The following is a 14284-nucleotide window of genomic DNA, read 5'->3' as shown; positions in this document are numbered from 1 at the left end:
TGGCGCCCGCGCCTCAAAGAAGCCCCGATCGGACTATCATGATCACTTTTCCCGATCACCGGATGGCAGCCTCCATGGCGTTGACGATCTCCCAACTCCGGGCATTCACCGCCGTCGCCGAGCACGGCAGCATCCGCGCGGCCTCACGGGCGCTCGGCATTGCGCAGAGTGGCATCACGCAGCAATTGCAGAACCTCGAATCCATGCTCGGCGCCACGCTCTTCACCCGCACGAATCGGGGCATTGCGCTGACCGCGCTCGGCCAGCGGCTGTTGCAGCGGGCCGGCGCGATCATTGGCGAATGCGAACGCGCGGAGCAGGAAGTGCAGCAACTACAAGGCGACTATGTCGGTGAGGTCACGTTCGGCATGACGACCGAGCCGCTCGTCGATGCGTTCGCGCCGGTGCTGATGGAATTTCGCACGCGCTTCGAGCGGGTCGCGGTGCATCTGCGGACCGGCACCTCGCGCATGATGATTTCGTGGATTCGCGAAGGCACGCTGGATTTCGCGGTTGCGCTGGTATCGAAGCATACGGATACCGCCGATCTCTCGGTCATGCCGCTTTATCCGTCCGATCCGGTGATCGTCTGCCGCCAGGGGCATCCGAAAGCAGGCGCGACGTCGCTAGCCGAACTGGTCGATTGCACGTGGGTCGCTACGCGCTCGCCGAATCTCACGGCCGACCCGCAAATCAATCGACTGAGCCATCTGTTCGAGAGCCACGGCTTGCCGCCGCCGAAAATCGTCGCGACGGTGGAAGGCTTGTACGAGACGCTGCATCTGGTGGGCGCAACGGATTGCCTCTCGCTGGAGTCGTCGATCGTTGTGAAGCGTGGGCCATTTGCGAGCACGCTCACCTCGATTCCCGTGCGCGAGCGCGCGGTCGAGCAGAACGTCTGCCTGTTGCAGCGCGCCGCCATTCCGCTTACGCCCGCTGCGCAGGAACTCGCCACCATGATCGCTTCCTACACGCGCACGGTGCGGGCGCGTTGAAGCGGCGCTGGAATCACACCGCTATTTCGAGCGCGAGCAACTCATCGAGCGTTTGACGACGACGAATCAGTCTAGGTTTGCCACACTCCAGCAACACCTCGGGCGCGAGCGGCCGGCTGTTGTAGTTCGAAGACATCGACGCGCCGTACGCACCCGCATCGTGAAACACGATGAAGTCGCCCACTTCGGGCGCCGGCATTGAGCGGCTCGTCATGACACCACCCTCCGCTTGGGTGAAAACGTCGCCGGCTTCGCACAGCGGCCCGGCCACCGCGAACGAATCAGCCGGTGCGTCACTCAGCAAGCCGTCGCGTTTCAGCACCGTCATCTCATGATGGCTGCCGTAAAACGACGGCCGCACCAGGTCGTTGAATCCGGCATCCACCAAAGCAAACTGCTGCCTGGGGCGCGAGTTCAATGCGTGGACTTCCGCCACGAGCACGCCCGCCTGCGCAACCAGAAAGCGCCCCGGTTCGATCTCCAGCCTCACGCCATGCCCGACGTGCGCTTCGATCTGCCGCCGCGCCGCGTCCCAGAGCCGGAAGTAATGCGCGACATCGATATCGGGCTCGCCTTCGCGGTACGGCACCGACAGACCGCCGCCCGCGGAAATTGCTTCGATATCGTGGCCCAGCCCCTTCACAGCTTTGACCATCGCCTCGCAGACGCGCGACAGATGCCCATAATCGACGCCCGAGCCGATATGCATGTGCAACCCGACCAGCTTCAGACGATAACGCCGGACCAGTTCAATCGCGCGCGGCACATCGTCGAGCCAGATGCCATGCTTGCTATGCTCGCCGCCCGTGTTCGTCTTGTTGCTGTGCCCGTGGCCGAAGCCTGGATTGATCCGCAGCCAGACGCGATGGCCTTCGGGCGCATGGCGTCCTATCCGCTCGAGCATATCGAGCGAACCCGCGTTGACTGTGATGCGGTGTTCGATCACGGTGGAAAGCGTCGCATGATCGATCAGATCCGCCGTGAACACGACGCCTTCGGGATCGCCTTCTGGTGTAAAACCCGCCGCAAGACTACGACCGATTTCGCCCAACGAGACGGCGTCGACCATGACGCCTTCGTCGCGCATCAGTTTGAGGATATGCAGGTTCGAACACGCCTTCTGCGCGTAGCGGATCACGTCGAAGCTGCGCAATTCGGCAATGCGCTCGCGGATCAGGTCTGCGTTGTAGACCCAAAGCGGCGTGCCATGCTCTTGCGCGAGTCCGACGAATTGTTGCGGATTGAATGGCGTCACGGTCCCAGTCTCTCGATGTCAGAACGTTGGTGTCAACGACATCATGCTAAAAACGTGGCATTCAGTAAAATACCAATTCCTGGCAACTCCATTCAGTTCTGATATACCCATCATGGCGCTCACGCATCGGCATATCGAAGTCTTCCGCGCGCTGATGACAGCGGGCAGCGTCACCAAAGCGGCGGAGATGCTCTTCACCTCGCAGCCCACCGTGAGCCGCGAACTCGCGCGCATGGAACAGAGCATCGGCTTTGCCTTGTTCGAGCGCACGAATGGCCGGCTGCGCCCCACACTGTCCGCGCTCATGTTGTTCGACGAGATCAAGCGCGCGTATGTCGGGCTCGAACGCGTGGCGTCCACCGCCGCCAGCCTGCGTGAATTCCAGGGCGGCCAGTTGTCCGTGATCGCTTTGCCCGCGTTTTCGCATTCGATCCTGCCGGGCGCGGCGAAGCGCTTTCACGACGCCCAACCCGGCGCGAGTTTGTCGATCGCAACGCAGGAATCACCGTTTCTCGAAGAATGGCTGACGGCCCAGCGCTACGACCTCGGCTTGACCGAACATGGCGCGCCGCCAGCGGGCACGCGCCTCACGCCATTGCTCGAAGTGGATGAAGTGTGCGTGCTGCCTGACGGGCATCCGTTGCTCAACAAGCGCGTGATCGCGTTGAAAGACTTCGCGAATCAGCCTTTCATCAGCCTGTCGTCAAACGATCCGTACCGGATTCAGATCGACGAAGCCTTCGCGCAAGCGAATATCGCGCGCCGCCAGCTCGTCGAGACGCCCACGGCGGTCTCGGTGTGCAGTTTCGTGCGGCAAGGTCTTGGCGTCGCGATCGTCAATCCGCTAACCGCTCTCGATTTCGCGGGCCGCAACCTGCATATCCGGCCGCTCGCCGTGTCGTTGCCGTTTCGCGTGAGCGTGATTCATCCGGAACATCGTCCGGGCCACCCGCTCGCCGGCGCGTTCGTTCAGGCGCTGCAAAGCGAAGCCGCCGCGCTCCGGCTACAATTGAAAATCCACACCGGACGCAAGCAGCAATAACGGCGTCGTTCTCGCATCCAAGCACGCGAACGGCCGCCGGCACCCACCGAAAAAAAGTCCGGGCACGCTTCAAGCTAAGCACTGCAGCAAACCGATTGCGCACGCGAACGGCGCACAGCGCGCTCGCGCCGCATGGAGTCCTCTTATGTCGTAGACATCAACAGGAGTTTCCCAAATGATGAATCGAGACAATCCCGTCTGGCTGATCACAGGATGTTCCACCGGATTCGGCCGCGAGCTGGCAAAGCTGGTGCTGGAACGCGGCTGGCGCGCCGTGGTCACCGCGCGCGACCCGTCGAAAGTAAAAGATATCGTGGAAGGCCACGCCGATCGCGCACTGGTTCTGCCGCTCGACGTGACGAACCCCAAGCAGATCGAAGACGTGGTCACGCAAACCAGGCAACGTTTTGGCCGCGTCGATGCGCTCGTCAACAACGCGGGCTATGGTTATCTGGCCGCGATCGAGGAAGGCGAAGACGACGAAGTCCGCGCCATGTTCGAAACCAACGTGTTCGGTCTGGTCGACATGACCAAGGCCGTCTTGCCGATCATGCGTGAGCAGCACAGCGGCTTGATCGTCAATGTGTCGTCGATTGGGGGCATTGCGAGCTTTGCCGCGACGGGCTATTACCACGCCACCAAATACGCGGTTGAGGGTCTTTCCGAGTCGCTGGCAACGGAGGTGAAACCGCTCGGCATCGACGTGTTGATCGTCGAGCCCGGACCGTTCCGCACCAACTGGGCGGGTCCGTCGATCAAACAGTCGGCGACAGTGATCGACGACTACGCGGCCACGGCCGGCGAACGCCGCAAGCAGACCGAGGCGCGCAGCGGCAAGCAGGCGGGCGACCCGGTGCGCGCGGCGCAGGCAATCATCGACGCCGCGCTGTCGGACAAACCGCCGCTGCGTTTGCTGCTCGGCAAAGTCGCACTCGAACTGGCGCGCAAGAAGCTGGACTTCATGCGTGGCGATTTCGATGCATGGGAAGCCACCACGACAGGCGCGGATTTTCCGGAGGGCGCGGGTTAATCAGCCGCGCGAGTTATCCGTTGGCCGGGTTAAAACTCGACCAGCGCGAAGTCTTCCTTGCCCACGTCGCAAAGCGGGCAGCGCCAGTCGGCCGGGACGTCCGCCCAGCGGGTGCCCGGCGCAATGCCTTCGTCCGGCAAGCCCGCCGCTTCGTCATAGACCCAGCCGCAGATCACGCAGACCCACTGCTTGAAATCGTCCGCGCAGGCCGCACCGTCGGCGGACGCCTGCGGCGCTTCGGCCGCGTGCGACGCCGGCGTTTCATCCAGGCTCACCACCAACGGCGCGGCAGTGCCCTCGCCGGTTTCCGCGAGACGTGCCTGCAGGCTTTCGAGCAGCCGCTCTGCTTCGGCCTGCGTCAGATCGATCCAGTAGGGATCGCCGGCGCCGTCGTTGAGCCGCTCGGGGGAAAACTGGATTTCTACGGCTACGCCCTTCTTGTACATGGCAAATCGGAATATCGATGAAGCCGGCAGCGCGCCCCAAAGAGACTTTCTTCGGGACGTGCCGGCAGGGGTCGGAAGCGTTGCGTCGAGACTTCGCGCAGAGATTAGACGAACTGGTTCAGCACGATGGCGGTGATCAGGCCGGCGGCGCCGATGAGGCCCAGCAATTGCAGCAGAGTGAGGGATTTACGGGTTGCGGTAGGGATGTGTTGCGTAGTCACGGGCTAGTCTTGAAGATCGGAAAAAGCGAAATGGTACACGGGTACGCGGCCGGCGCATGTCGATTAGCGCAAACCGCCGTGCATTAGCTGCCATTATCGCCGCTCGATCGCCCGGGATTCCCTACCGTCCGGAGATGGATTAATTCCCCACGAAGGGGAAAGTTTTTCTTACGAATTATCCGCGCGATGTCGTCACTGGCACGAGGCGTCCGGCTTCAAAGAGGCCGGCCTATCAGCTCTTCGCGAGCGGGCTGCCCTGACGCGAATCCCAGAAGCGAATCACCGCCGTATCGCCCGTGCCGGCGCCCACGACCTGATCCGGCGCGCCGCTCTCGCGCAGCAACGCGCGCAGTTCGTTGATGACCGGAAATACCTCATGATTCCAGTCCGCGCCTTGCGAGTCATGGGCGCGCTGTTCGGCTTCGACGATTTCGCGGTCTTCCTTGAAAATGCGTTCGGTGAACCACACCAGTAGCGGCCACGCGAGATTCAGCACGCCGGGAATGCCCGGTTTGCGAATCGACAGCAGCCCGAATGTGCGGTTGGTACGCTGCTCACGATCGAGCGGCACGTAGACGATCCATAGATTCATCACCAACGTCTGCTCGGACGTGCGGATCTGCAGCGTCTGATACGGATATTCGGTGCGGATCGTCATCACGTCCTTGTCGTTGTCGCCGCCGGTTTTGCGGCTCTGGCCGAACACGATCGCTTCGCCGATCGGCTGCTGACCGGCCATGCGCGCAAAGGTGTAATCGACTTCGACCCAGCCTTCGCCACGGCGCCGGCCGAGCGAACGCGCCCGCATCTGCCCCATCTGCTTGCGATGCAAAAACTGATGGTTCATGTCCATCAGGTTCTCGTGCATGAACGAGTAATGGCAATTCACCGGACGGCCGAAACGGCGCGTCTTGTACTTCGTGTCCGACACCGAGCCGAGATCCGGCATGGGCCGTTGTTCGGCCAGAGCGGCGTCGCCGGGGAAAACGAAGATCAGGCCTTCGACTTCGCGGCACGGATAGGAGCGCACGCCATTCGGCAGACGGTCGCGGCCCAGATACGGTACGTCGATGCACTTGCCCGAGCAGTCGTACGTCCAGCCGTGGTAGCCGCAGCGAATCGATTCGCCATCCACCACGCCTTGATGCAATGGCACCTGACGATGCGCACAGCGGTCCTCGAGCGCGAACACCTTGCCGCCCTCCGTGCGCGCCAGCACGATCGGGTCGCCCGCGAACGTGACACCATGCGTCTTGCCCCGCTTCACCTCATGCGACCACGCAAGCGGATACCAGTAGTCTGGGTGGATGCCGACGCGGCGCAGATCGCGCACCGGCGCGTCGTTGGCAGCCTGGCCGGGCGCGTGAGCGGCTTTTTGCGATGCTGTCTGGGGGGGCGACACATCGACGGTCGCATCGCCGGTGTCTTGTTCTAGCGGGGGCACAGCATGCATAGGTGGGTCTCCGTGCACGGGCGGATAGAAGGTTGCCGCCCTGCAGGTTGCGGGCGGCGTCGTCGCCAGTCTACTAGAACCCGACACCACATGGGTTCGCGGACCGCGTGCCTTGCCGCGCAAGCGCACCGTCCCGTCACCCTGAACACCGCCTTGAAGAAAGGCACCGTGTCAGCCCTCGTCGTGCGCCACCAGCCCTGAGCGGCGCTGCACGCCCCACGACCGACCGCCACGCAGGAAATGCAACCAGCCGAGCGTGGCGCCCACGTGCCGCACCAGTTGAAACGTGAACGGCTCGGCAATCGCCGCGAACACCGCCATCCATAAACTGGAGCCAGTGCGCTCACCGGTCCAGCGTCGATACAGATGAATGCTCCACAGATAGAACGCGAGATCGATTGCCGTTTTCAGGCCGATCACGCTGAAGATCGACACGACGATCGCGCCATGCCCACCGAGCAGAAATGCGAGCAGCAGCGCAAAGGCGGTCAAGCCGTAGATCGGCTGCATGGTGTCGATCGCCTTGACCGGCAGCATCAGCATACCGAGCGTGCCGTAGCGTGGATTGCCGGTCATGTCGCGGTTCCAGTACTGCGTTTGCAGGAAGCCCGCGAACCAGCGGCGCCGTTGACGCAGAAAACTGGCGAGATTGTCCGGTGCGTCGGTGTGGGCATGCGCCTCGCCGACCACGCGCACGTCCCAGTCGAGGCCGTGGTCGACCGAATAGCGGCGCAGCCGGTGAATCAGTTCGTAGTCTTCAACCAGGCACTGCGGATCGAAGCCGCCCACATCGACCAGCGCGTCGCGCCTGAACGACGCGAAGGCCCCCGAGATCAGCAGCAGGCTGTCGGCGCGCATCCACGCAAAACGGGCGATGAAGTTGCGCATGTACTCGTAGGTCTGGAACCACTCGAACACGCGCCCCGACACCGACTTGCCGCATACCGGCACCAGAATGCCGGCAGCGGCGACGAGCCTCGGTTCGCTCGCGAAAGCGGCGCGCATGGCGTAGGTGGCGTCGTCGTCGAGCAGGGTGTCGGCGTCGACCGTCATGACGGTTTCCGTGGTCATCACGGTGATCGCGGCGTTCAGCGCGCGCGCCTTGCCGCCGTGCGGCACGCGCAGCCAGAACAGGTTCGGATACAGCGCGCTGGGTGCGCTCAGCACGCCGTCAGCGGCCGCCGTGAGGCCGAAGCGCTCGATCAGCAGCGCGCGCGTCGAGTCGGTAGAGCCGTCGTCGGCAATGACGATCTGCGCCGGCCCATGCGTCTGCCGCAACAGCGCGGCAAGCGTCACCGGCAGCACCGCCGCTTCGTTATGGGACGCGACGATCACGCCCATGCTCGGCAAGCTGCGCCGCTCGAACTCAGGCTCGAGCGGCGGCGTACGCCGCAACAGGGGCAGCGTCTTCCAGGTGACGAACGCCAGCAGCAAGGTGTCGTACACCACATAGGCAATGCCCGTCGACCACGCGAGCGCGCCCTGCAGAAAGAAGGCGCGCGCGAACAGCAGCAGCCACAGCACGACCACGCTCAGGTGAATGAACGTACTCAACGGCGTCGAGCGACGCGGCACAATGCGCGGCGACGCGAGCGCGAGAGCCTGTTCCAGGGTTTTCTTCAAAATGACTGCCGGATAGTCTGTGCCGCGGTTGATAAGTGGACGCGGCGCTTACGGCACCATGCGCTTCAGAACCGACTTGCGATCGATCCACTGATGCTTCAACGCCCCGCCGATATGCATTGCCAGCAGCGCATAGAGCGCGTAGCCGAGCCACGTATGCAACGCGCCGAAGCGGTCGTGCAAGCTTTCCTTGAGCGTCGGATCGAGATTCATCACATAGCCGATACGCGGCCAGGGGAACAGGTTGAACAGGCGCATGGGGTGCGTCGCCGCGTCTTTCCATGCGGAATCGTGCAGCCAGCCGGACAGCGGCAGCGCAATCATCAGCAGATACAGCAGAAAATGCGCGACGTGCGCGGCGATCTTCTCCCACGACGGAAACTCGCGCGGCAACGGCGGCGGCTTGTGCGACACACGCCACAAGATGCGCATGAGCGCGAGACCCAGCACCGTGATACCGATCGACTTGTGGGTGTCGATCACCGGGCGCACCCAGTCGTCCGGCAGCGAATCCGCGCTCAGGCCGAGCACCACGTTGCCGATCATCAGCAGCGCGATCAGCCAGTGCAGCACCATGGCCGTGCGGGTGTAACGGGACGGCACTGGCGTGCCGCTCGAGTCGGTCAAAGAGTCGGCGTGCGTGTTCATGATTGTTCCGTCCGCAGATTCATTGCTGCGAAAGCTGTTTGATATTCCCGTCATGCCGAGGCGGATTCAGGCGCATGGCACCGCAGCACGGTAGGAGAACGCCCCAGTGTGCGGCTTTATTCCGCCACACGCTTAATAGTATGTTTCAGATTATTTCGCGCGCGCGGCGCAAAGCCGCCATTGCAGCCTAGCCGAGCGTTGCCTCGCGCCGTGCGATCAGCGCGATCGACTCGATTCGCTCCTCGACCCAGCCGTTGGTTGCATGCGCATCCAGTAGCTGCCGGATGCGGGCTTGCAGTTCGTCCAGCCGCTCGCCGAGCCGCTCACGCGACAGACTCGACATCGACAAGGGCCGCTCGATCAGCGATTCAACCGACGTCCGCCGTGTTTCGACAATCGACACGCGCTCCAGCGCCGAAAATGACGACTTTGCGAGCACCGCGTCGTGACTCTCCCAGTCGTCCGACTTGCGCTGCACGCGTGCCGGGTCGCTCTGCGCGTATTCTTCGAGCAACGCCTGATAGGGCGCGAGCCAGGCAATCGGCGCGTCCGTGACCATCGCCGTCGAGAACAGTGCGAGCGCGCCTTCCGGCTCAATCAGCGCGTCCAGCCTCGCGAGCGTGTCGGGCCGGTCCATCCAGTGAAACGCGCGGCCGATGACAGCCAACCGAAAGCGCCCGAATGCCGGCGACAGGTCATAAGAGCTGCCCTGGCGGTATTCGATATTCGGAGCAATTCCAGCGCCCAGGCCTGCCGCGATGCGCAGCATTTCCGGTTCGGGGTCGAGCGCGAGACCCGAACCGACCCACGAGGAAAACGCCAGCGACAGCTGCCCCGGCCCGCAGCCGAGATCGAGCAGCCGGTGCGAACCGCCGAGCTCGCAGGACTGAGCGACGCGGCGAATCAAGCGCGGCGAATACGGTTGACGCCCCGCCAGGTAATGCGCGGCGTTGGTCTTGAAGCGGTCGGGGACGAAGGGAATCGGAGCGGTCATCGGCAGTTCCTGGCGGGTGGGTTGCGGCAACAGGCAAGCGAACAGAACGCCATTGTCGTTGCTGCGGCACATTTGCGCCGACATTGCCATGCAATTCGATCAGATCGGGCGTCGATACTTCAGGATCGATTCTGATTGGATACCCATATCGCTGCGCAGTTTCCGGCAACACGACAAATCGTCAGTGCTGCTTCTACGAGATGGCGCCCCCCAGAAAGGCGCGCGCGCAAACCCAATGAAAGGCGGCCGGCACGCCGTATCCCGCTTTGGGGGTTGGAGAACCTCGCCGGCCGTTGCTCAACGCTCCATAAACCGCTTCACAAACCGATAGTGACCGACGCCCCACTCGTTCCCGTTTGCATAGCCGAACAGCTCGGCCACGGCCATATAGAACATGCGCCAGCGTTGCAGCCACACGGCCGCATCGCGCGCGCCGTAGGTATCGATGAGCATCGGCATTACCCGGTCACGTGCCGCGTCGAGCGCGGCGAGCCAATGATTCGCCGTGCGCTCGTAATGCGTGCCGCTCACCCACCACTGCCGCTCCATGCGCAGCTCGTCCTGGAAATTGAGCAGCAGCGCCTCGGACGGCATGGTGCCGCCGGTGAAGAAATATTTCGACATCCAGTCGCTGCCGTCCTGCACCTGAAAGTGATACGCGAGCGTGCGGTGTACGAAGATGTGCACGAACAGCTTGGCGTCGTCGCGCATCCAGCCCGCAATCTTCGCGAGCAGCAAGCCGTAGTTTTTCATGTGCTCGAACATCTCGATCGACACCACGCGATCAAAGCCGCGGCCAAGCTGTTCGTCATTGAATTCGAAATCGACAATGTTGCCCGTGACCACCGAGAGGTTGCGCAAGCCCGCCTGCTCCGCGCGTGCTTCAATGAACGCGCGCTGCCCGTGCGAGTTCGATAGCGCGACGATCCGCGAATTCGGATAGCGCGCCGCCAGCCATAACGACAACGAACCCCAGCCACAGCCGAGATCGAGAATCCGCTGACCGTCGGCCAGTTCCGCGCGCTCGGCGTAGCGTTGCAGCATGGCCGCCTCGGCTTGCGCAAGCGTCTCGCTACCGGTCGGATACAGGCAGCACGAATACTTCAGATGCGGCCCGAGATGCGCGTGAAAGAACGAAGCCGGGACCTCGTAATGCTGCGTGTTGGCGGCTTGCGTTTCGATCGCGATCGGGCTCGCACGCAGATCATCGAGCAGACGGTTGAGGCGTTGCGCTCGCACCTCGCCGTTATTGAGCGCTTCGTCGCGCAGGCGCTGGCGCATCAACTGCCGCATGCCGAAACGGATCACGCCGTCGGGCAGCCAGCCACGTTCGCAGCTCTGAATGAGCCAGCCATCGCCGGGCTCGGCGGGTGACGGCGGCAGGGTGTGACCGGTGGTGGAAAGGCTCATGAAACAGACTCCCTATCGTTGTTTCGCGATTTTTATTTTGAAAGGTGTGCAGGCGCCCTGCGCGAGCATTCAATGCCGCGGCGGCCACGGAATCAATGCGCTGGTGGTGCGCATGTAATCGGCGTAACCGGGCCGCCGCTTTGCCATGCTTTCTTCGAGCAGCGGGATGCCGGAAAGCTTCAGCAATAGAAACGCCATGAGTACCGGCGGCAGCAGCGTGAACCAGCCCCACGGCGTGCCAATCGACAGTGCGATATACGCGAGCCAATGCACGCATTCGAAGAAGTAATTCGGATGACGCGAGTAACGCCATAAGCCGACGCGGCACACGGTATGGCGATTCGCCAGATTGGCCTTGAAGTCTCGCAACTGGCGGTCCGCTATACCCTCGCCGGCCACGGAGACGATCCACAACACCACGGCCAGTACGATCCATCCCGTGGCCGGCGCGGTGCCGCGATACGACGGCACCAGAAACGCGATCGAAAGCAGCATCGAAATCACGACTTGCAACTGGAAAAACCAGAACATCCTGCTCGCCGCCTTGTCGCCCCATTCTTCGCGGAAGCGGCGATAGCGCGCGTCTTCTGGCTTGCCGGCATTGCGCTTCCACAGATGCGTGCCGAGCCGAACACCCCAGATCAACCCACCTAGCGCGGTCAGGGCGCGCGCGACCGGGTCGCCTGTGCCGAGCACCGCGTAGAGCACGGCCACGAGACCGAGCGAATACGCCCAGATGGGATCGACCATACCGGCGTTTTCGGTTTTCAACTGCCATGCCCAGACCGCGCTGAAAATCACGACGAGCCCAATCAGGGCAATCACGGCGGCGGCAAGTGCTGGCATGGATTCCTCGTTCAAAGGCGATGCGGGTTATACGCTTCGAAAGCGCGATCGGATGCGTCCGGCGCGCCCGCTAGTCCTTGTCGCCCGGCGAGGCGAAGCCTGCTTTGCCCAACTGATCCGGCCGCTGCGGCACGCGTCTGAAGCGCGACGTGTCGTAACCCATCGCGTCGAGCCGGCCAAGCAGGGCACGATACGTTTCGTCGCTCATGTCCGGCTCGCGGGAAAAAATCCAGCCGAGGGTTTTGCCGGGATAGCCGAGGATCGTGTAGCGATAGTCCGGATCGACATAGAGCGTCAGTTGCGTCACGTGGACCGGCCAGAACAGTTGCACGCTCCACTCGCCACCGTCTTTGCCCGGCACGGGCGTGTCGAGAAACTGATAGTGCTTTTCCTCGGCGTCGAAACTCTTTTTGCGGCCGTAGTACGAGTCCTCAATCTTGCCGTCGTCGCGCAATTTCCATTCCGCGCGGCTCCCCACCATGTCGCGCTCGGCGAAATAGGGAATGTTCGCGATGATGTACCAGCGGCCCATATAGCGCGGCAAGTCGACCGGCACCGTGGAGAGCGGTTCGCTCGCGCGCGGGTTGGGATTGGGCGGATCGTTGGAGCAGCCCGCGAGCGACAACAGCAGAACTGCCGCAGCAGCGGCGGCGACGGTGGTAAGCACAACACGGCGCATGGCAATGGCCTCGAACGTGGCGGATATAAAGGTATTACGTTCGATGGGGCCGGATGGATGCGAGTTTCCATCCAAACGACGGTTCAGCGCAGCGTAAGCCGCGCCATCCGGTTAGCATTGAGGTGTCTGCAACACCCTCTCCTACCTGAATCGCCCGCTCATGCCTTCCCGCTTCAATGCCGCGTTTACCGCCTTGCTCGCCGCAGCGCTGTTCGGCGCGACGACCCCGCTCGCCAAAGCGCTGCTCGGCTCGCTCTCGCCGTTCCTGCTTGCCGGGCTGTTCTATCTCGGCAGCGGCGCGGGCCTTGCCGCCCTGATTCTGGCGCGCCGGCTCAAAGGCGGGCGCACCGGGCAACCGGCCGACCACAGCCGCTTCCCGTTACGCGAGGTACCGTGGCTGGCCGGCGCGATCGTGGCCGGCGGCGTCGTGGGTCCCGCTTTATTGATGCTGGGCCTGAAAACGACGCCGGCCGCCACCGGTTCCCTGCTGCTCAATCTGGAAGGCGTGTTCACCGCTCTGATCGCCTGGATCGTGTTTCGCGAAAATGTCGACGTGCAGGTGTTCCTCGGCATGGCCGCGATCGTCGCGGGCGGCGTGGCGCTCTCCTGGCAGCCGGGCGCGGCGGGCCTGCCGCCCGGCACGCTGCTGCTGGCTGGCGCGTGCGCGTGCTGGGCCGTCGACAACAACCTCACGCGCAAGGTGTCGGCGCACGACGCCATGTTCATCGCCTGCGTAAAAGGGCTCGTGGCCGGTTCGGTCAACGTGACGCTCGCGTTCGTACTCGGTGCCGCATGGCCGAGCGTGCCGACCGTCGCGCTCGCCATGCTCACGGGTTTTGCGGGCTACGGCGTCAGCCTCGTGCTGTTCGTCGTCGCGTTGCGCAATCTCGGCACGGCGCGAACGGGCGCCTACTTCTCCGTCGCGCCGCTGTTCGGCGTGACCTTGTCTTGGCTGCTCTGGCCGGAAATGCCGCCGCCGCTGTTCTGGATCGCCGCCGCGCTGATGACGCTGGGTGTGTGGCTGCACATTCGCGAGCGTCACGAACATCCTCACACTCACGATCCGCTCGAACATACGCACCGTCACCGGCACGACGCGCATCATCAGCACGAGCACGACTTCGCGTGGGACGGCGCCGAGCCGCACACGCATCCGCACCAACATGCACCGATCACGCATGCGCACGCGCATTTCCCGGACATTCACCACCGGCATACGCATTGATTTTCCGCCTAGCCGCGCCACACGGTGACTTGCTGCACCGCAAGACAAAAATCTCTGTGAATTGAATCATGTGATAGATCGATTCAATTGGCATGCCCGTGCATCGCATCCTCTAATGAAACTCCTGCTGTGCGCGCTGTGTCCGTCCAACCTGCCTGGCATCCTTGGAGAAGCCCATGTCTCAACCCGAGCCCAACGTAGACGAATTGGTGAGAAGCATCGCCGAGGAAACCGACACGCCAACGGAAACGGTCTCGAAGCTGTACGCGGACATCGTGGCTGTTTATCGTCAGGACGCGCGTGTATTCGATTACGTACCGCTCTTTGCGGCGAAAAAAGTCCGCAATCAGCTTCGTCATAGCCCGGACCGCAAACACTGACACAGCGGCGCGCGGAGACCTTGCTCGCTGAACGTTT

Annotated in this window: 14 protein-coding genes; 5 read left to right on the top strand and 9 right to left on the bottom strand. The window is 63.0% G+C overall.

Annotated elements, in window-relative coordinates; translation table 11 throughout:
* Nucleotides 1–74 precede the first annotated feature (74 nt).
* A complete protein-coding gene (locus AC57B1_RS29830; RefSeq protein WP_408185903.1) occupies nt 75–995 on the top strand; it encodes a LysR substrate-binding domain-containing protein in 921 nt (306 codons plus the stop codon).
* Nucleotides 996–1008: 13 nt separating this feature from the next.
* Here the strand turns inward: AC57B1_RS29830 and lysA are convergent, their stop codons facing one another.
* A complete protein-coding gene (lysA, locus tag AC57B1_RS29825) occupies nt 1009–2250 on the bottom strand; it encodes a diaminopimelate decarboxylase (protein WP_496419482.1) in 1242 nt (413 codons plus the stop codon).
* Between the two features lie 112 nt (nt 2251–2362).
* On the opposite strand from lysA, the gene AC57B1_RS29820 reads away from it, so the two are divergent.
* A complete protein-coding gene (locus AC57B1_RS29820) occupies nt 2363–3292 on the top strand; it encodes a LysR family transcriptional regulator (RefSeq protein ID WP_091805544.1) in 930 nt (309 codons plus the stop codon).
* Nucleotides 3293–3467: 175 nt separating this feature from the next.
* Nucleotides 3468–4322 (top strand): oxidoreductase, encoded by an 855-nt coding sequence (locus AC57B1_RS29815; protein WP_496419481.1) that lies wholly within the window; start codon nt 3468–3470, stop codon nt 4320–4322.
* A gap of 29 nt (nt 4323–4351) precedes the next feature.
* Here AC57B1_RS29815 and AC57B1_RS29810 read toward each other — a convergent pair whose 3' ends face one another.
* The 8 genes from AC57B1_RS29810 to AC57B1_RS29775 form a co-directional block, all read right to left on the bottom strand.
* Nucleotides 4352–4768 carry a rubredoxin gene (locus AC57B1_RS29810; RefSeq protein WP_408350799.1) on the bottom strand — a complete coding sequence of 139 codons (417 nt, stop codon included), beginning with the start codon at nt 4766–4768 and terminating at the stop codon, nt 4352–4354.
* Between the two features lie 453 nt (nt 4769–5221).
* Nucleotides 5222–6442 carry a Rieske 2Fe-2S domain-containing protein gene (locus tag AC57B1_RS29805; RefSeq protein WP_091805534.1) on the bottom strand — a complete coding sequence of 407 codons (1221 nt, stop codon included), beginning with the start codon at nt 6440–6442 and terminating at the stop codon, nt 5222–5224.
* Nucleotides 6443–6613: 171 nt separating this feature from the next.
* Nucleotides 6614–8065 carry a glycosyltransferase family 2 protein gene (locus AC57B1_RS29800; RefSeq protein WP_408350802.1) on the bottom strand — a complete coding sequence of 484 codons (1452 nt, stop codon included), beginning with the start codon at nt 8063–8065 and terminating at the stop codon, nt 6614–6616.
* 48 nt (nt 8066–8113) lie between these two features.
* On the bottom strand, nt 8114–8713 hold the full coding sequence (locus AC57B1_RS29795) for a cytochrome b (protein WP_496419480.1): 600 nt from the start codon (nt 8711–8713) through the stop codon (nt 8114–8116).
* 187 nt (nt 8714–8900) lie between these two features.
* On the bottom strand, nt 8901–9707 hold the full coding sequence (locus AC57B1_RS29790) for a class I SAM-dependent methyltransferase (protein WP_496419479.1): 807 nt from the start codon (nt 9705–9707) through the stop codon (nt 8901–8903).
* 297 nt (nt 9708–10004) lie between these two features.
* Complete coding sequence (locus tag AC57B1_RS29785; RefSeq protein WP_496419478.1) at nt 10005–11117, bottom strand: SAM-dependent methyltransferase; 1113 nt, start codon at nt 11115–11117, stop codon at nt 10005–10007.
* A gap of 69 nt (nt 11118–11186) precedes the next feature.
* Nucleotides 11187–11963, bottom strand: a complete 777-nt coding sequence (locus tag AC57B1_RS29780) for a DUF1295 domain-containing protein (protein WP_496419477.1) — start codon at nt 11961–11963, stop codon at nt 11187–11189.
* Nucleotides 11964–12033: 70 nt separating this feature from the next.
* Complete coding sequence (locus AC57B1_RS29775) at nt 12034–12642, bottom strand: lipocalin family protein (RefSeq protein WP_496419476.1); 609 nt, start codon at nt 12640–12642, stop codon at nt 12034–12036.
* Between the two features lie 160 nt (nt 12643–12802).
* Here AC57B1_RS29775 and AC57B1_RS29770 point away from each other — a divergent pair, with 160 nt between their 5' ends.
* A complete protein-coding gene (locus AC57B1_RS29770; RefSeq protein WP_496419475.1) occupies nt 12803–13867 on the top strand; it encodes a DMT family transporter in 1065 nt (354 codons plus the stop codon).
* Nucleotides 13868–14043: 176 nt separating this feature from the next.
* Nucleotides 14044–14247 (top strand): DUF3562 domain-containing protein, encoded by a 204-nt coding sequence (locus tag AC57B1_RS29765; protein ID WP_496419474.1) that lies wholly within the window; start codon nt 14044–14046, stop codon nt 14245–14247.
* Nucleotides 14248–14284 lie beyond the last annotated feature (37 nt).

Source organism: Paraburkholderia sp. BGA-UO-ETr-F21 (genome assembly GCF_059567925.1).
Note: the sequence above shows the minus strand (reverse complement) of the source record. Positions and strands in the feature narration are given on the sequence as shown.